Consider the following 16,501-nt stretch of genomic DNA (forward strand, 5'->3'; position numbering starts at 1 on the left):
GACAACAGCTAGTCTAAACCCGTTTTCCGGGTCCAATTTGCTAGAAATGAAAAATAGGAGTAAAAAAAGAATGAAGCTTACCAGTACCTGCCCCTGCGCATCGCAAAAACGGCCCCGCGCCAGAAAATGCGGAGGTGATTGAAGCTCGCCTGGATCGTTCCGAAATGTTTTTGCAAGACCAGAAAGCGGTCGACAAGCGAGCGGCGGTGATTTTGAACGGAGGTGCCGCCCATCAGGTACCGGCATAGAACGAACGGCAGAAATTGCACTCGGCCAGCGCGTTTGAGACACGTAATTTCCCAATCAATATCTGCACTCAGATTGGAGATATCATAAACAGGAGCGACTTGCTTCCTGGCAATAAATGCCTGGTGACAAATTTTCATCCCTAATGCAAAGTCCGTCCATTGAATGTTCTCCGGCAAGGAATGCGGTGTAAACTGGCTCCGCAAACCGTGTTCACGGTTGCTTTCATCCACCATCATTGCGTCGCTATAATATACATCGGCTCCCGTGGCAGTTGCCGAAAGCAAATCGGCGAGTACCTTGCTATCGAAAATCTCGTCACCGGCATTAAGGAACCAGAGGTACTGTCCTGCCGCCAACTGCATTCCTTTGTTCATCGCATCATAAATCCCCCGGTCTTTTTCTGAAACAATCCGGGAAATAATGGACGAATACTGGTGGCAAATCGACAGCGTAGTATCCTTTGAAAGCCCATCGATAATCAGGTATTCGATCGGTGAGGGATCAGCAACTTGTGAAAGTGCCGCTTGTACGCTACGCAATGTGCGCTCCACGTACTTTTCTGCATTGTAGGTTACTGTTATGATCGTTATAATCGGCTGGCTATCCATTCAATAATGAATTGTAAATAGCCTGGTAGCGCGAAGCGATCAGGCTTTCTGAATAATGATTAACAACTTTTTCGCGGGCGGCCGCTGACAAGGCAGGCGATCCGTTTTGTTCCAGCACCCAGCTGATCCCGGCTGCAAGTGAATCGGCAGACCTTTGTTCAGCAACAAATCCATTTAGCTGATGATCGATCATTTCCGGAATTCCCCCGGTATCAAATCCAACCGCAGGAGTGCCGCAGGCCATTGCCTCCATGATTGTATTCGGCAGATTATCTTCCAATGATGGTACTACGATCAGGTCAGCGGCATTATAAGCATTCACCATCGTTTCTGTATCGCTGATCTTGCCTATATAATGTACGGGAACGGGGAAATCCGAGAAGCCGGACACATCTGCTTTTCCAAAGAGCATCACCTCAATTCCTGCCGAAACGGACTTCATGCGCTCCAAAGCTTGTTTGAAATAAACGAAGCCTTTTCTTTTATCCTGAATGTTTGCTCCGGTAAACAGGATCAGCTTTTTATCAGCAGGCAACCCGAATGCGTGGCGCGCTGCAAGCTTGTCTACCGGCCTGAACAAGGTAGTGTCAATGCAGTTTGGAATGCAAAATGAGTTGAGATTCCTGGTAAGCGCCGCTTTTTTGGCGAGTGTATCCAGCCACAAGCTGGGAGAGATCAGGGCTGTTTTGGCCTGCGAATAAAGTGCCTTTTTTGCTTCAAATTGTGTAAAGGAAATGTCGTAAATGTCGGGCTTTGCCAGATAAGGACAGTATTGGCAATGTGACAGAAACCGCTCGCAGCCGCGGTTGTAATGGCAGCCACCGGTCATTGTCCACATATCGTGCATTGTCCATACAATGGGTTTATTTAATGCAAAAAGCTTTTCGAGAGATTGGAGTGAAAGAAACCCGAAGTTGATCCAATGCAAATGCAGGATATCTGCCTTTCTGACTAATGGATGTGCGCTAATATCTGCTCCAATCCCAGCAGGGGAGAACGCAAACCTCACTGACTGATCTGCTTCCTGCGGGTAAAAAAGGAGCCGCTCGGCGGTAAACCGGGCCCACATTTTTCGCAGGTCCCATTTTGAATTGCCTAATCCATAAACATTTTGCTCCTCTTTTGAAGGAAATGCAGCAAGCAGACTGGATTCGATACCCGACTTTAATAATGCCTGATGCAACCGGGCAGCTGCCACTCCTGCGCCTCCTTCCAAATGAAACGTACTTAAATGAAGTACCATGTAAATGAACTTTGCCGACGGTTTCCGAAGGGATGTTAATGTTTGATAGCGGTAAAATTAAACAGTTCCTCGCTTAAAAATTTTATTCGTTGATCTATCTTTATCCTGAACTAAGTAAACTGACGATAATGTCTAATGAAAAGCGCAGCCACGAGGCGCATTCGGAATGGTACGATGTCCAATACGCGACAAGGGAGGCGAAAGACAGGGCCATTGAGCTGTGGGAGTATGATAATCAGCATAAAACCATCAACCACTGGATCCACCAGCGGATGCTTACATTGACTGATCCTTTTGTAACAGAGTCCAAAACATGGCTTACAGTAGGGGATGGTTATGGTTTTGATGCCAATCACTTTTACAAAAAGGGACTGGATGTGACTGCTACCGACATTTCAGAAGCTTTTCTTCCATTATCCAGATCGCGGGGGTTTATTGAAAAATATGCTGTCGAGAATGTTGAAAAACTCACTTTTCCCGACGGTAGCTTCGATTATATCTTTTGTAAAGAAGCCTATCATCACTTTCCCCGCCCGTATCTGGGTGTTTATGAAATGCTCCGCGTTGCCAGAGAGGCGGTTATACTGGTCGAGCCCCACGACCCGATTTCTAAAATGCCCCTGTTATTGGCGCTACGAAATATTTTCGATCGTTTTGATACAAATGCTTTACAAAAATATTGGAAGAACAGGTATTCGTTTGAAGAAGTCGGCAATTACGTTTTCAAGCTCTCGGAGCGTGAGATGGACAAGCTGGCAAATGGTATGGGTCTCCCGATGGTTGCATTTAAAGGCATTAACAATAACTATTACCACCCTTCATACAGCCAGGAAAAGGCAGATGATTCGTCTCCTGCTTTCAGGAAGATAAAGCGCAAGCTGGCATTTCACGATTTTCTTACGAAGGCTACATTAATGCCCTCACAGGTACTTTGTGCAGTCATTTTTAAGAAAGTTCCCTCTGCACAGGTTTTAAGCGCCATGCAAAGAGAAGGCTTTCAGGTCCACGTTTTTCCACCAAATCCTTACGCCAGGTAATCACTCGCCTGACTTAAAACCAATGGTCGCGCGTGGTGGCTGCGGCGGATCAAGCAGGTATCGCAATGCCTGGTGTATATCCTCAAACTTTGTCTCCATTTCGAGTTCAATGGCTTCAATCCGCTGCCTGAGTTCGGCAGAGTCCAGGTAATTCTGCCGCATTCTAACGAATGCACGCATAATCGTAATGTTTACTTCCAGCGCTTTCGTGCTTTTCAACACGCTGGAAAGCATAGCGACACCTTGCTCGGTGAATGCAAATGGCAGGTACCTGTTACCGCCTGGACTTGAGGTCACATTTTGTGACCTCAAAACCTGGTACTCCTTTTGCGTCAGCTCGAACATAAAATCGGGCGGGAACCTGTCCATATTCCTTCGGACGGCCTGTTTCAGTGCTTTGGTTTCGATCTTGTACATTTCTGCCAGATCGTAGTCGAGCATTACTTTACAGCCGCGAATAACAAATACTTTGTTTTGAATGATTTGTAAATCCATAAACGTATTTAAGATGTTCTATACAACCAATACGTCGGTTTTTAGCTTTGGTAACGGGGTAAATTGAAATTTTTTGGTAGGTTGAAATATGCATAGTTTTATGCCCGACATTAAACATGCACACAGAATGCTTCCTGAATTTGAAGGTAAAATCGCGGTAATAGGATTGGGTTATGTAGGTCTGCCGCTGGCAATCGCGTTTAGTCAAAAATACGATGTACTGGGTTACGATATCAACAGCCAGCGGGTAGCTGAGCTGCGTCGTGGTGACGATGTAACAAAGGAGATTTCTACGGAAGATTTAGCAAATGCGTCCAAGCTGCGCCTTTCAGAAAGTGAGCATGATTTAATGGAATGCAATGTTTTCATTGTAACAGTTCCCACTCCGGTTGATAACAACAAAAAGCCGGACTTGATACAGCTGCTCGCAGCAAGCAGTACCATTGCAAAGTACCTTAAAAATGGCGATATCGTCATTTATGAATCTACGGTGTATCCGGGTTGTACGGAAGAAGACTGTGTTCCCGTGCTGGCTGCGCATAGCGGACTCAGGTACAATGTTGATTTCTTCTGTGGTTATTCCCCCGAGCGGATCAATCCGGGAGATAAAGTGCATACGTTTACCAAAATCAAAAAGGTAACTTCGGGCTCAACTCCTACCACAGCGCGTTTAGTTGATCAGCTTTATAATTCTGTGATTGAAGCAGGAACGTATCTGGCACCAAGTATCAAAGTTGCGGAAGCCTCCAAGGCGATTGAAAATGCGCAGCGCGATGTAAATATTTCCTTCGTAAATGAGCTTGCACTGATATTTGACAGAATGAATATTGATACAACGGAGGTGCTTGAGGCTGCTGCGACCAAATGGAACTTTCTTAAATATAAACCCGGGCTGGTTGGCGGGCATTGTATCGGAGTTGATCCTTATTACCTGGCTTACAAAGCGGAGTCGCTCGGCTATTATCCGCAGGTAATTTTATCGGGAAGGCGTGTTAATGATACAATGGGCGTGTTTGTCGCCAATAAACTGGTAAAGCTCCTGATCAAAAAAGGCCATAAAGTGGAGGGGAGCAGGGTACTGCTGCTGGGTATCACATTTAAAGAAAATTGTGCGGATATGCGTAACACACGCGTTGTTGACGTGTATCGGGAGCTGTCTGACTTTGGCTTACAAATCGATATTTACGATCCCTGGGCTTCGGCAGAGCAGGCACTGTCAGAGTTTGGTATCCAGCTTGCGGCTGAGCCTGAGGGGAGGTATGAGGCAGTTGTACTTGTGGTGGCCCACGACATTTACAATCAGCTTGATTTCAACAGCTTTACGAATGCCGAATCCGTCATATTTGATCTGAAATCGGTATTGCCGAGAGAAATGGTTGATTCCCGGCTTTAATCCAACTTATTCGCGCCAGCCGAAAATGTTTAGCTGCAGGTCCATGATCTCGTTGCCGCGGTACTTGTGGTTTGTAAATGGTTTAAGGCGGTGCTGATTAGTATCGATGTAGTACCTGAACCCGTTTTTCTCGAAAACAGTAATTACTGCCGCCAGGTCTTGCGGATTGTTGACGTAAGAATGGAACTCTACGAATAAGTTTTGAACATGCTGCAAGTGATCCTCGCAATCGTTTAAAACTTCTTTCTCTGCGCCTTCAATATCTATTTTAAGAAAATCAATGTGCTTTTCAGCAAGTAAATAGTCGCGCAAACGGATAGACGCAATCTTCTTTTTTGCGGATGTGGAGTAAATAGAGGACGAATCAGCGGACTCGCTGCCAAACCAGATACCTTCTTCATCGGTCCACACAGCTTTATCCACGATTTCTACATCACCTATGGAGTTCGCCGACAGGTTATTCCGGAGCAGCAATGCAATTTCCGGCTCGGCTTCAAAAGCAGTGATCCTCGCATTTGGATAAAGTTTCTTGAAATACAAAACACTCATACCGACATTAGCACCGCAGTCGAATATCACGGGCGCAGAGTTTAGTGTTTCGAAGTAGTAGAATTCGTCAGCGAAAATTTCCTTGTGCTGCCAAAGAAATGACATAGTATCCGGCACTGTCAGCTGGTATTTTCCGAAACTGACCTGCGTGCGCTTGTGTCTCGGACTGTTTCCATATTTAAACAGCAATCCGACAAACTCCCGTCCGGCAGGTGTATGGAGTGAATTGTAAGGTTCTTTTAGCAGATAGCGCAGCCAGTACATATAAGTGGGATCAAATGCGGTATTTGATCCAGTTTTTGATTTTGACAGAAAACGGTAGATTGTAATACTTCCGGAACTGGTTGATTAGCAATTCGTCAGGTTCCAATTGTGGGTCCATACTTACGTTCCCTGTTTTCAGTTCCTGTCCGTACCCGGTGGATTTGAATGTAAAATTAGTGCCGCTGCCGTCTGTTCCAATGTTTTTTATTTTTGAATGGACCGGATAGAGCCCGTAAGCCTGATTTCTGGCCTGCGCCAATGTCCATCGGATCGCCCAGGAATCGATGATACCTTTCTGCTGCTTGATGAGCATCGGCCAGAGATCGTCCCCGCCTTTAATCAGCGCTTTTTTTAATGCGGCTGTTTTTTCAGGATCAGAAAAATCCTGCATTCCCCAATCTGCTTTCTCCCATTTATGTGCCCACGTACCCCAGCCCCAGGAGCTCGCGCGCGCCACCAGGAACAGATCATTCCGGTAAGTTTCGGGAATTGAAATTGGGGGCGTGTAGCCCGTAACAGAGAAAATATCGTGACGCGCTTCAAAGACATTCAGCGCCTTATTCATGAAGTCCAGGAAGTCGGGTGTGGTGAGCATATCGTCTTCCAGCACGATTACCTTGCGATATTGTTCAATCACTTCGGTAACTCCCTTGATGACCGAAGCAGCAAGTCCCTGGTTGTGCTCCGACCTGATAATGGTAATTTTCCTGAACCCGTTTAGCTGGTCGAGATAGGCTCTGATTTGCCTGATTGCATTCTGGTCTTCTTGATTTTTCGGACCGTCAGAGTAAATAAAAAGCTCACTTCCGGTCGCCAGCGTATTTGCCTGTAACGATCTCACTGTCTGTTCCAGGTGCCAGGGGCGGTTGTAGCAGAATAAAACGATGGGGGCAAGCTGGTCAGGCAGATCCATTAGTTTTTGAATGCGTCGATAATCAATGAGGTATAACCAAGCTTTCCGCCTTTGTTGCGGTCGTCATGGTCGGCGGAGCGTCGTACCATTCCGTCTTCCACCTTCCAGGGATTTTTATGAAACTGACCGTGCTCATCGAAATATTCCAGTGGCTTAACTGTGAAGCCGATCTCTTGCAGGAAGCCGGACATCAGCTGGTAATTATAAAGGATCTTATGATCATCGGCACCTTCGCCGGTCCCGCCAGGTCGCACGTAGTTGATATAATCGGGATCGGGATGATAACCGTCGGGCACGGCTACACGAAGAAATCCGCCTGGTTTCAGGAACTGATAGCAATGCAGGAATGCCAGTTTTCCCTCTTCAGGTGTCAGGTGTTCCCAAACGTGTTCAGCCAGGATCCTGTCAATGGAGTTTTCGTCAAAATACTTTTGCCAGTCGCTTTTCTTCAACAGATTCAATGTCTCGATATCAGAATGTATCCAGCCTTTGTAAACGGAATACATAGAACCGACCACCATATTAATGGGTTTGCTGCGGTCGTAAGTAGTTAATTGAAACTTGCTGAAAGGCTCTTTCAACAGGCCGGCTACTATTTTTTGTTTAAATGACATTGAGAAGCTGAAATTTTAAATGTGCCCGAAAGCTCAGGCGGCTGATAGCCAAAGATAGCAAAGTTAAAAACACAAATGCCAGAAAGGAAAAGCACATGCCAGGTGCGCGGGCGTCTGCAACAAGGTTATTTTCTCTTCAAAACCCCTGTTTTTACAAAACTCCAACCTGTTCCGATGCCGGTCGAAATATCCTCGGAAACCTTCCAGGCCAGAATTCCTCCCCCGAAAATAACCGTCACGATAACGGATCTCAGCAGTACGTCGATGATCACCGCACAGAGGTTTTTCTGGTCAGTCGGATGGGGGATAAAGTAAACTGCCAGGTAAGCAAGCGCCGCCAGTACAGCCACTTTTGCAGTGCCGGCTGTAAAGGGTTGGATACCCATTTTATGCTTGATAAAAAAGAGCTTGATAAAGTTGTATGTAATCGTGGAAAACAGCGCGGCCGCAGCAGCTCCGTTGTAGCCAAACATCGGGATCAATATCTGGTTACTGAAAAGCAGTAAAATCGTGAAGAAAAGCATGAAGACGATATCATACCGGTAAAATTTCGAATTGGTAAGTATCTCCGAGTTCAGGCCCGTCGCCATATCCGCAATGCGGGATACGCCCACCATCAGTACCACCCACTTTCCCTGCGCATAAATGTCAGATTTGGGGATCAGTCCGAAGATAGAATCGATGTTGCACCAAATCCCGAGGAAAAGGAAGGTGCCGATAATGAAAAGATTCAGCGAGGATTTTTTGTAAATACTGTCGATGTGGCCGATATCATTTTTGGCGTAAGCTTCTGAAATAATAGGCGCACTGATCATCACGATACTGTTCCGGGGAATGGAGATCACGAGCGCGATTCGGGAGGCAATATCAAATATGGCAGTGTTCCCAAGTCCACCTTCGAAGGCGGGCAAAAGCACTTTTTCGATGTGCGGGAGCAATGCGGCACTGGCTCCTCCAAGTAATACCCAGAGCCCATAGCGATACATCTCGCGGAATGCAGGATGCTTGATAAACCCGAAATCCAGCGAAGTGTAAAGTCTGTTCTGAAAATACAGATAGACGAGCATCGCAGTGATTGCGAGTGCGTAGCTCAGGACAGTGAGCCACACCATTGTATCAAAAGTGATGATTTTGAAACCAAATAAGATAACCAGCAAACTATTCGCCAGCCTCAGGCCCACTTCGCGGATCAGAGAAGGTACAGCAATGCGCAGGTTAATGCGTGAGTAGGATTCCAGCGCCAGTAAATAAACCATCCCGACCGTTAGGGGAATAAAAACGTAATAGTACTTAACCAGCAGAGGAGAATGGTCGAGGTAAAACTTTAAATAGAGAGGTTTGAAGAGCAAGTATAGCGATACAAATGCTGCCAAACCCACCAGCGGAGTGACAATAATGAATGTAAAAAGCTGCCGCCGGGCCACTTCATCCTGAAACCGGCTGTGAAAACGCACCGCCACAGAAGGCACACCAAGCAGCGCGAAAGACATATAAATCACGGGGAAGGTGAGCAGGGTAGAGGCATAAAGGCCAAGCTGCTCCTGCGTCATAAACTGGTTGTAGAGGATCAGTATATTGAAAGTCCCTATGATTACTCCGACATAAGAAACAATAGAACTTTTAAATCCCTGACGAACAATAATCCCCATTTGATGAACTTGATTGGCAGGACGAAATAAGATAAAATGCAGCAGATAGCCTATGAAAATACTGATTGTCGCAGGTGCGCGGCCCAATTTTATCAAAATAGCACCTCTGTACCGCGCTTTCAATGCATACCCTGAATTTACGACGCAACTGGTACATACCGGGCAGCACAGCGATTTTTCAATGTCGGGTATATTCTTTCGCCAGCTGGGTTTACCGAAGCCTGATTATTTCCTGAATGTAGGGGCAGGGACCCAAACCGAGCAGACAGCGAAGATCATGCTGGCTTTCGAGAAAACTGTGAAGAAGCAAAGGCCAGACCTGGTTGTTGTGGTAGGTGATGTAAATTCGTCGCTTGCCTGCGCACTTGTCGCTGCCAAACTGCATGTGCCCGTGGCGCATGTCGAAGCAGGGTTGCGCTGCGGGAATCGTCAAATGCCGGAAGAGCTGAACCGCATGATGATCGATGCGATTTCAGAGGATCTGTTTGCAACGGAAGCAGCTGCTGTTGAGAATTTGCGCAAAGAAAATATTCCCTCAGAGCGCATTCATTTTGTGGGAAATGTGATGATCGATTCTTTGGTGCATTGCATGCATGAAATAGTTCGTGTCAAGCTGCTGGAATTGCAGGGTATCACAAAGCCTTATCTATTGCTCACCATGCACAGGCCGCAAAATGTTGACACTAAGCCGGAGCTCGAAAAGTTGCTGGACCTGATCCGGGTATTGTGCAGCAGGTATCACGTAATCTTCCCGGCGCACCCTCGAACATTTAATAATATCAACCAGCTCAATCTGTTATCGGCATTCACTGAAATCAAAAATTGTAGTTTACTTCTTCCGACGGGATATTTTGAGTTTACAAACCTGATCAAGAATGCGAGACTGGTTATCACAGATTCGGGTGGGGTACAGGAGGAAACTACATTTTTGCGCATTCCCTGCATTACGCTCCGCAACGAAACCGAGCGACCGGTCACGGTAATGGAAGGCACAAATCACCTTGTCGCTGATTATACTGCGAAGAAAGTCGTAGCTGTGATGGATCGGATGCTGTCGGAGCCGATGAAAGAGATTCCATATCCTTTTGGTTGGGACGGAAAAGCAGCAGAGCGCATTGGGGCAGTTTTAAGAGAAAAGTACATTAATTCGTAGGTTTGTGGCAAACAATGCCTAGCAGATCGATCAATGTTAAAACAAATAAAAAATAGCGCGTGGGGTTTATTGAATAAGGTAGGTCTCGGCGGAGTTGTTCAGCTTCACCTTGACGGGGCCTTAAAGCAATACGGCTGGTTCAAAAGCTTTCATTCAAAACAGTCCGTCGACGCGAACGGAAAGCCGCTTCCCTGGTACACTTATCCATTTATACTTTTTCTAAAACCCAGGCTGAAACCAGAGTTTCGTGTTTTTGAATACGGATCCGGTAACTCTACAATCTGGTATGCAGGTTTGGTAAAGCACATCACAGCTGTGGAACATGAAAATGCATGGATCAGACAAATTGGTCCCCGGCTCCCTGTAAACACAACCTTGCTGGAAAAACCGCTGGGCGATACTTACATTCAGGCAGTAAAATCTACGGGTGAATTATATAATATCATTGTTGTTGACGGTCGCAACAGGGTTAAATGCGCCATTTTCGCCTCCGACTTTCTTGCTCCGGACGGTGTGATCATTCTGGATAATTCAGAAAGGGAATGGTACCAGCGCGCAAAAGAACATCTCGCACAGAAAGGGTTTCGCCGGCTTGATTTCATAGGTATGACGCCTATCGTAGGTATCGAAACTTGCACGAGCGTGTTTTACCGGGACGGAAATTGTCTGGGTATCTGATTAAATCTCGCAGCGATAAGTGATTTTCACGCATTCCCTCGCTCCAAGATTGCGCTTAAACCGGCTTAAAGATTCTTTTTCATTGCCAAGATGATCAAGGGAAGTCCCGAGGTCGAGGATTTGGCAATCTTCCTGCTGGCAGTGTTCGTATAAGCACTGCGTGAGAAGAATAATGGGACTGAATGCAGCATATGCATTGTCGTAGTCGGACAGGAAAAGATAGAGTACGTGTGGTGCTACACGTACGGCGATGATGACAGCTACGATCACACTTTTGTGGGAGGCAGTGAATGTCAGGAAGTGGTTGGGGAAAGTTTGCGTCAGTTTAGCAAGCTCCTCCTGCGAAACCGGGAGCGGGTATCCTTTTTGCGTATGACACTTACAGATAAACGAGTATATCTGTTCAAAAGGAGTGTTCATGTTTAGTGTGGCTGTGAAACCTGCGTTTAGAGTTTTTCGTAATCTACGCGCCGCAGTACTGCTGATTACGGTTGTGAATTGTGTTTCGGTTACAAGAATATATTGGTTTATAAGGGTACGAAATGGATTGAAACCAGTATTTATATAATTCCAATGCGTTTTCTCGTGAATTTTGCGATAATAACAGGAGGGAGGGGTTTTGATAATTAGAGTTTTACACGAACTTCGTGCAAGCCAGTCCCTGATCGAATGCAGCATGAAAATCAGCTCGCTGTTTGTGCAGTTTTCCTGAAAGGTAAGTCCTCCAAACGGAGCTTTCAGCAGTGAAACCCAGCAGCCGGCAACGTCTACATTACAGTGAAATTCGGCTATGATCTGATGAGAATAATTTCTAGCCAGTAAAAAGGTCTGAACAGGGGCGTTTGTCAATTGAATGTGAGAACCCTTGAAGAACAGAAAATCAGAAAGTGAGGTCTCGTGACTGCAAAGGGGGTATTCGTCAAACACCATCATAGTTATTCGACCATTGTCACAAGAAAAAATAGGTGCCTTTTGTAAATCCCGAATGAACAAGCGTGTGTAAGCGTTATTTGGAAATAAATGGTATACTAATTTGATATTTTTTATGTTTAATACAATGCAGATTACTATTTTTGTTAATTATTCAAACAGTCCGGTTCGAGTGTACGGTAATTGCATAGGTTGGTAATCAGGTCTTTGAATTTAGTTGTTAGGTGTACATAAGCGACGCTTAGCTTTAATTTAATCAGATTTCATACATATAATTGGCCCGAGCCCATCCATGAAACACATACTTATCGCCGAAGATCATGCAGTAGTGAGAATCGGTACGAAGCACCTCCTCAAATCATTGATTCCGGACTCTACTATTTCGGACGTTGACGATTTTGATAAGATACTTCAGGAAATCGAAGTAAAAGCATACGACCTTCTGATCCTGGATATCAATATCCCAGGCGGCAATACAACTAAAATGGTTGAAACCATTCGTCAGAAATCCCCGGGAACGAGGATCCTGATGTTTTCCAGCTACGATGAACAGCTATACGGCCTGATGTACCTTCAAGCAGGTGCAGACGGTTATCTGTCCAAAGATGCGCCGGAAGAAGAGTTTAAAACAGCTGTAATGAGCGTTTTGAACAATAAAAAATACATGAGCGAGGATATGCAGCAGATGAATATCAACCGCCTCATTAATCCGAAAGAGTATCTTCCGGACCCGATCGTAAGTTTGTCACCCCGCGAGACGGATGTGATGAACCTCTTGAAAGAAGGCTTGGGAACAGCTAAAATTGCTGAAAAGCTCAACCTGCAACTTTCAACGGTAAGTACCTATAAAGCAAGGATTTTTGAAAAGCTGGGTGTTAAAAACATCGTTGAGCTGATCACGAAAATCAAGTAAGAACTCAAAAAATTCAATGCGGCTCCTGGATCTGATTCAGGAGCTTTTTTATTTATGTGCGATATTGCGCATTCAGAATAAATGAAAAATATGCGAAAGCTGGAAGTTGAGGAAATGAACCGCCTGACGGTCGAGGAGTTCAGGGAGGCTGAGAAATTTCCTTTTGTGATTGTACTTGATAACATCAGAAGTTTAAACAACGTAGGCTCCTTTTTCAGGACTGCGGATGCATTCCGTGCCCAAAAGATATTCCTCTGTGGCTACACACAGGAGCCGCCGCACCGTGAAATCACCAGAAGCGCGCTGGGGGCCGAGCTCTCTGTAGAATGGGAGAAATGCGCCAGTGCAGTTGAGACTGTAAGACAACTGAAAGCAAGCGGGTATCAGGTGTGGTGTGCCGAGCAGGCAGAAGGCAGTACCTATCTGCAAAATTTCGAACCATTAAATGGAAAACCCTGCGCCTTTGTATTTGGTAATGAGGTAGAAGGCGTAAACCAGGAGGTGATTGCGGAAAGCGACGGCTGCATTGAAATCCCGCAGTTTGGTACCAAACACTCTTTCAATGTATCGGTCTCTGCGGGGATCGTAATTTGGGAATTTGTAAGAAAAAATTTAACATAAATATAACACCAAATATTTGGTCATTGTCGCCGAATAAATGCTAATTGCAGGTTCAGCATTGTTCTTTGTCTACACAGAAAATTAGATTTATGAAATCGGCTACAAAAAAGTTGTCAACTGAACTTGCGGAAACGCTTACAGGTAAAATCGAAGCAGTTTCGGCAGGATCGAAGAAAATAAAGAAGTCCATCGAAAAGGCAGCCGCTAAACTAGCGAAGAAGGTTGCGAAATTTGAAAAGGAAACTCAGAAGAAAAAGGCAAAAGAAGCGAAGAATGCAGAGAAGAAAATAAAGCAGAAAACAGATAAAAAAGAAGGCAAAAAGGAGAAAACGGAGAAAATTGCGGCACTCGTAGCGGCAGCTTCTTCGAAAGCACCGGTTGCTGCACCTGTAAAAGCTGTTAAGCCTGTTTCAACCAAAGTGGCACCTGCCAAATCAGCGGCAAGGACCGCTGCTCAGAAACCGGCTTCAACACAGCCAGCTCCTGTACAAACGGAAACTACTTCTGCTGATCAAGTCTAGAAATTGCATGAGCCGGCCTGAAAGCCGGCTCTTTTTTATTTAAGCTCTCCGGTTGTAAACCCGATCGTAGCCAGCATTCTGCCGGTTACCCCATTTTCGTTCCGGTACGAAAAATAATCATCGTTGTTCAAAACCGTTGAATAAGGCGATATTTCGATGTTTTCAGCGGGCAGACCTACTTCCAGTAGCTGGGCCTGATTGCTTTTTTTGAGATCAACAAAGAATTTACTTTTCTCATCGTCCCACCTTTTGCAGGTATCGTCAAAATGCTGCGCGACATCTTCGCCCACTTCAAATGAGCACTCGTCGATACAAGTACCGATGTAAGCAAGGCAATTTTCAGGTTTGCTACCGTATAACTCCTGCATTTTCAAAACCGTTTTAGCAACAATTTTCCCTACTGTTCCCCGCCAGCCCGCGTGAATCGCCGCAGCCGCATTGCCTCTGGGATCGAGTATCAGGATCGGCGTACAATCAGCTACCGTTACCGCAAGCTGGATCCCTTTTATTTGCGTGATCAATGCGTCGTAACCTTCAAATCTACCGGGTTCTGTCACGTTTAAAATCTCTGTCCCATGTACCTGGTGCGATTTTGCTACTGTAACAAAAGGAATATGCAAAGCCTCAAAAAAGAGCTTGTTGTTTTCAAGTACATTTTCATAACTATCCTGCGTTCCGCCCAGGTTAAGTGAATGGAATGGCGCGGGGCTCACACCTCCGTGCCTGGTACTTTCAGCCGCTACCACATTCGTGAACTGACTGAAAATTGCAGGTGTGCGGAATAAAGGCTTGGTTTCAGATTGTGTGGATTCGATCATACTGCTTGTGTTTGTTCAAAAATAGAGCATTCCGGTGAGCAGGTTCGCTGTTCTGAATTTATTTTGAGTATAAAAGGTTGCTTGAACAGCCGACGGGACGTGAGTATGCGTTACCGCCGCTAAATCGGCAGGTTCGGCGATTGATAAATAAATGCGCTAAATTTGCCCCCGGTGAATGCCCAAATTGATGATGAAGTGACTATGATAAAAGTAAGCGTCTGCGTTGTTACCTATAACCACGAGAAGTTTGTAGCCCAAATGCTGGATTCTATTCTGATGCAGCAAACTACATTTCCCTTCGAAATTGTGGTGGGTGATGATAATTCGAAGGATAACACAGCGGCTATTTTGAAGGAATACCAACAACGTTACCCCGATCAAATCAGGCTGTTGCTGCACCCGAAGAATATGGGCCTCAATGGTAAATACAATGCACTGTCCACCTTCGCTGCCGCAAAAGGGGAGTATATCGCCCAGTTTGACGGCGACGATTATCTGATTTCGCCGTTCAAGCTTCAAAAGCAGGTGGACATGCTGGATGCAAATCCGCATTACTCCGCTTGTTACCATAATGCCCGCGTCATTTTCGACGACAATGCAGCGCCGCCTTACCTGGTGAATACCCTGAAAAAACCTGAGATAACAGTAGACGATCTGATCGGGGAGGATGAACTTTGTTTCATAGCGACTTCCAGCCTGATGTTCAGGAGAGAGGATTTTGCGAAAAACCCTGATCCGGAATGGACTAACCTGTCAACCAGCGGAGATATCCCGCGTAATATCATGTTCGCAACACGCGGACCGATCGGCTATATCGATGAAGTAATGTCGGTTTACAGGAAAAACAGGGGAGGGGCCAGTTTTGCCGACAACCATTACGGTGCCGATTTCCTTTTCAACCGCATTCAGCTGTACGAGAACATCAACAAGGAGCTGAACTACAAGTATGATGATCGTATCAAGAAAAACCTGAGCGTATATTATTACAAGCTGCTGTTTTCAAAAGAATACGGCAATACATACTGGCCGCGGTTGAAATATGCGCTGAAATATCTTTCCCTGGCCGAGCCGGCCCCTGAAAAGAAAAAGGAGGTGATACGTGACTTCGTCGTACCGGGATTTGCCATGAAAGTTTACAGTTTCATAGCACTCAGCCTTTATAATCTGAAAAGCAAGGCAAAAGCTTAATGCAAATAGATGGTACAAAACAAGAGGGTCGGCATGCCGACCCTCTTTGTTTTTAAAATAACATCTCCTGCGGCGGAGTTGCACCTTTCATCCGAATGTAAGGTGTGGTTTGTCCGCGATGGTGGGTTTGGTGTTCAAATGCTTTCTCGAAAGCCTCTCCCAATGTGATATCCCTGCCAAAAACCTTCACGCTTTTGTTCCAGTCAGCTTCGGCTACACCTTGTAAAGATGTAATTACAAAATCGTAGCTCGCCATTACAGCTTTGGTGACAGACGCTTTTGATTGGTCAGCCATTTTCTCTGCAGATCCTTCAAGTGGTCCTTTTTTGCCGGTTGCTGATGCTATAAATCCAATGTTGGCGTCGGCCAGGTGGTCCATTTGTCCGGCGAAGGAGCGGATCTCAGGCGTAGGTTTGAATGCATAACCGTCTTCCGGCATGGCGTCCAGATATGCTTTCGTGTAGGCTTTGGCTCTTTCCCAATCCTTAACCTGCTTTGTGATGGTACTTTGCGCGAATACTGAGCAGGTTGTCAGCAGCATTAAACAGATGATAGTGATTTGTTTCATTCGATTTTGTTTTGGTGGTTAAAAAAACGCCCGAAAGGTAGCTTTAAGTGGTACGATTGTCAACAAGAGCGGAGACTAATTAACTTTCGGCAGGTTT

18 protein-coding genes are annotated in these 16,501 nt (G+C 45.6%); 8 read left to right on the top strand and 10 right to left on the bottom strand.

The annotated features are described in order from the left end of the window. Positions 1-77 precede the first annotated feature (77 nt). Positions 78-857: a glycosyltransferase family 2 protein gene (locus AC1XTG_RS16480; RefSeq protein WP_484842685.1), complete on the bottom strand. Its 780-nt coding sequence runs from the start codon at positions 855-857 to the stop codon at positions 78-80. Continuing rightward, positions 850-2,100, bottom strand: a complete 1,251-nt coding sequence (locus AC1XTG_RS16485; RefSeq protein WP_484842686.1) for a glycosyltransferase family 4 protein — start codon at positions 2,098-2,100, stop codon at positions 850-852. The genes AC1XTG_RS16480 and AC1XTG_RS16485 overlap by 8 nt, the downstream gene beginning before the upstream one ends. Positions 2,101-2,228: 128 nt before the next feature. On the opposite strand from AC1XTG_RS16485, the gene AC1XTG_RS16490 reads away from it, so the two are divergent. After that, complete coding sequence (locus tag AC1XTG_RS16490; RefSeq protein ID WP_484842687.1) at positions 2,229-3,137, top strand: class I SAM-dependent methyltransferase; 909 nt, start codon at positions 2,229-2,231, stop codon at positions 3,135-3,137. Here AC1XTG_RS16490 and AC1XTG_RS16495 read toward each other — a convergent pair whose 3' ends face one another. Continuing rightward, positions 3,138-3,632: an ORF6N domain-containing protein gene (locus AC1XTG_RS16495; protein ID WP_484842688.1), complete on the bottom strand. Its 495-nt coding sequence runs from the start codon at positions 3,630-3,632 to the stop codon at positions 3,138-3,140. Positions 3,633-3,759: 127 nt separating this feature from the next. Here AC1XTG_RS16495 and AC1XTG_RS16500 point away from each other — a divergent pair, with 127 nt between their 5' ends. Continuing rightward, positions 3,760-5,025 (top strand): nucleotide sugar dehydrogenase, encoded by a 1,266-nt coding sequence (locus tag AC1XTG_RS16500; RefSeq protein ID WP_056283286.1) that lies wholly within the window; start codon positions 3,760-3,762, stop codon positions 5,023-5,025. A 6-nt stretch (positions 5,026-5,031) separates the two neighbouring features. Here AC1XTG_RS16500 and AC1XTG_RS16505 read toward each other — a convergent pair whose 3' ends face one another. The 4 genes from AC1XTG_RS16505 to AC1XTG_RS16520 form a co-directional block, all read right to left on the bottom strand. Then, entirely contained in the window at positions 5,032-5,838 is an 807-nt protein-coding gene (locus tag AC1XTG_RS16505) for an FkbM family methyltransferase (RefSeq protein WP_484842689.1), read from the bottom strand. A gap of 10 nt (positions 5,839-5,848) precedes the next feature. Next, the gene (locus tag AC1XTG_RS16510) at positions 5,849-6,751 is read right to left on the bottom strand and encodes a glycosyltransferase (RefSeq protein WP_484842690.1); all 903 of its coding nucleotides are present in this window, start codon (positions 6,749-6,751) and stop codon (positions 5,849-5,851) included. Beyond that, positions 6,751-7,365, bottom strand: a complete 615-nt coding sequence (locus tag AC1XTG_RS16515) for a class I SAM-dependent methyltransferase (protein ID WP_484842691.1) — start codon at positions 7,363-7,365, stop codon at positions 6,751-6,753. Before AC1XTG_RS16515 ends, AC1XTG_RS16510 begins: the two co-directional genes overlap by 1 nt. 125 nt (positions 7,366-7,490) lie before the next feature. Next, entirely contained in the window at positions 7,491-9,014 is a 1,524-nt protein-coding gene (locus tag AC1XTG_RS16520) for a lipopolysaccharide biosynthesis protein (RefSeq protein WP_484842692.1), read from the bottom strand. A 52-nt stretch (positions 9,015-9,066) separates the two neighbouring features. Here AC1XTG_RS16520 and wecB point away from each other — a divergent pair, with 52 nt between their 5' ends. Continuing rightward, the gene (gene wecB, locus AC1XTG_RS16525) at positions 9,067-10,167 is read left to right on the top strand and encodes a non-hydrolyzing UDP-N-acetylglucosamine 2-epimerase (protein ID WP_484842693.1); all 1,101 of its coding nucleotides are present in this window, start codon (positions 9,067-9,069) and stop codon (positions 10,165-10,167) included. 33 nt (positions 10,168-10,200) lie between these two features. After that, positions 10,201-10,845, top strand: a complete 645-nt coding sequence (locus tag AC1XTG_RS16530; RefSeq protein ID WP_484842694.1) for an FkbM family methyltransferase — start codon at positions 10,201-10,203, stop codon at positions 10,843-10,845. Here AC1XTG_RS16530 and AC1XTG_RS16535 read toward each other — a convergent pair whose 3' ends face one another. Next, on the bottom strand, positions 10,846-11,265 hold the full coding sequence (locus tag AC1XTG_RS16535; RefSeq protein WP_484842695.1) for a GNAT family N-acetyltransferase: 420 nt from the start codon (positions 11,263-11,265) through the stop codon (positions 10,846-10,848). 802 nt (positions 11,266-12,067) lie between these two features. On the opposite strand from AC1XTG_RS16535, the gene AC1XTG_RS16540 reads away from it, so the two are divergent. The 3 genes from AC1XTG_RS16540 (at position 12,068) to AC1XTG_RS16550 (ending at position 13,830) form a co-directional block, all read left to right on the top strand. Beyond that, a complete protein-coding gene (locus AC1XTG_RS16540) occupies positions 12,068-12,688 on the top strand; it encodes a response regulator transcription factor (RefSeq protein WP_056281021.1) in 621 nt (206 codons plus the stop codon). 90 nt (positions 12,689-12,778) lie between these two features. Then, positions 12,779-13,309, top strand: coding sequence for an RNA methyltransferase (locus AC1XTG_RS16545; RefSeq protein ID WP_484842876.1), 531 nt, complete (start codon positions 12,779-12,781; stop codon positions 13,307-13,309). An 89-nt stretch (positions 13,310-13,398) separates the two neighbouring features. Continuing rightward, a complete protein-coding gene (locus AC1XTG_RS16550; RefSeq protein WP_484842696.1) occupies positions 13,399-13,830 on the top strand; it encodes a histone H1/H5 family protein, HCT subfamily in 432 nt (143 codons plus the stop codon). A 35-nt stretch (positions 13,831-13,865) separates the two neighbouring features. Here the strand turns inward: AC1XTG_RS16550 and pgeF are convergent, their stop codons facing one another. Next, positions 13,866-14,648: a peptidoglycan editing factor PgeF gene (gene pgeF / locus AC1XTG_RS16555; protein ID WP_484842697.1), complete on the bottom strand. Its 783-nt coding sequence runs from the start codon at positions 14,646-14,648 to the stop codon at positions 13,866-13,868. Positions 14,649-14,819: 171 nt separating this feature from the next. Between pgeF and AC1XTG_RS16560 the strand changes: the two genes are divergently transcribed. Continuing rightward, positions 14,820-15,836, top strand: coding sequence for a glycosyltransferase family 2 protein (locus tag AC1XTG_RS16560; RefSeq protein WP_484842698.1), 1,017 nt, complete (start codon positions 14,820-14,822; stop codon positions 15,834-15,836). A gap of 52 nt (positions 15,837-15,888) precedes the next feature. Here AC1XTG_RS16560 and AC1XTG_RS16565 read toward each other — a convergent pair whose 3' ends face one another. Continuing rightward, positions 15,889-16,404, bottom strand: coding sequence for a DinB family protein (locus AC1XTG_RS16565; protein ID WP_056281027.1), 516 nt, complete (start codon positions 16,402-16,404; stop codon positions 15,889-15,891). Between the last annotated feature and the right edge of the window lie 97 nt (positions 16,405-16,501).

This window comes from Dyadobacter sp. HNCC25DJ183 (assembly GCF_056895175.1).

What these genes read in the sequence shown, in the direction of transcription:
- AC1XTG_RS16480 (WP_484842685.1), bottom strand. Translation starts at nt 857, where the DNA reads ATGGATAGCCAGCCGATTATAACGATCATAACAGTAACCTACAATGCA.
- AC1XTG_RS16485 (WP_484842686.1), bottom strand. Translation starts at nt 2,100, where the DNA reads ATGGTACTTCATTTAAGTACGTTTCATTTGGAAGGAGGCGCAGGAGTG.
- AC1XTG_RS16490 (WP_484842687.1), top strand. Translation starts at nt 2,229, where the DNA reads ATGTCTAATGAAAAGCGCAGCCACGAGGCGCATTCGGAATGGTACGAT.
- AC1XTG_RS16495 (WP_484842688.1), bottom strand. Translation starts at nt 3,632, where the DNA reads ATGGATTTACAAATCATTCAAAACAAAGTATTTGTTATTCGCGGCTGT.
- AC1XTG_RS16500 (WP_056283286.1), top strand. Translation starts at nt 3,760, where the DNA reads ATGCTTCCTGAATTTGAAGGTAAAATCGCGGTAATAGGATTGGGTTAT.
- AC1XTG_RS16505 (WP_484842689.1), bottom strand. Translation starts at nt 5,838, where the DNA reads ATGTACTGGCTGCGCTATCTGCTAAAAGAACCTTACAATTCACTCCAT.
- AC1XTG_RS16510 (WP_484842690.1), bottom strand. Translation starts at nt 6,751, where the DNA reads ATGGATCTGCCTGACCAGCTTGCCCCCATCGTTTTATTCTGCTACAAC.
- AC1XTG_RS16515 (WP_484842691.1), bottom strand. Translation starts at nt 7,365, where the DNA reads ATGTCATTTAAACAAAAAATAGTAGCCGGCCTGTTGAAAGAGCCTTTC.
- AC1XTG_RS16520 (WP_484842692.1), bottom strand. Translation starts at nt 9,014, where the DNA reads ATGGGGATTATTGTTCGTCAGGGATTTAAAAGTTCTATTGTTTCTTAT.
- wecB (WP_484842693.1), top strand. Translation starts at nt 9,067, where the DNA reads ATGAAAATACTGATTGTCGCAGGTGCGCGGCCCAATTTTATCAAAATA.
- AC1XTG_RS16530 (WP_484842694.1), top strand. Translation starts at nt 10,201, where the DNA reads ATGTTAAAACAAATAAAAAATAGCGCGTGGGGTTTATTGAATAAGGTA.
- AC1XTG_RS16535 (WP_484842695.1), bottom strand. Translation starts at nt 11,265, where the DNA reads ATGAACACTCCTTTTGAACAGATATACTCGTTTATCTGTAAGTGTCAT.
- AC1XTG_RS16540 (WP_056281021.1), top strand. Translation starts at nt 12,068, where the DNA reads ATGAAACACATACTTATCGCCGAAGATCATGCAGTAGTGAGAATCGGT.
- AC1XTG_RS16545 (WP_484842876.1), top strand. Translation starts at nt 12,779, where the DNA reads ATGCGAAAGCTGGAAGTTGAGGAAATGAACCGCCTGACGGTCGAGGAG.
- AC1XTG_RS16550 (WP_484842696.1), top strand. Translation starts at nt 13,399, where the DNA reads ATGAAATCGGCTACAAAAAAGTTGTCAACTGAACTTGCGGAAACGCTT.
- pgeF (WP_484842697.1), bottom strand. Translation starts at nt 14,648, where the DNA reads ATGATCGAATCCACACAATCTGAAACCAAGCCTTTATTCCGCACACCT.
- AC1XTG_RS16565 (WP_056281027.1), bottom strand. Translation starts at nt 16,404, where the DNA reads ATGAAACAAATCACTATCATCTGTTTAATGCTGCTGACAACCTGCTCA.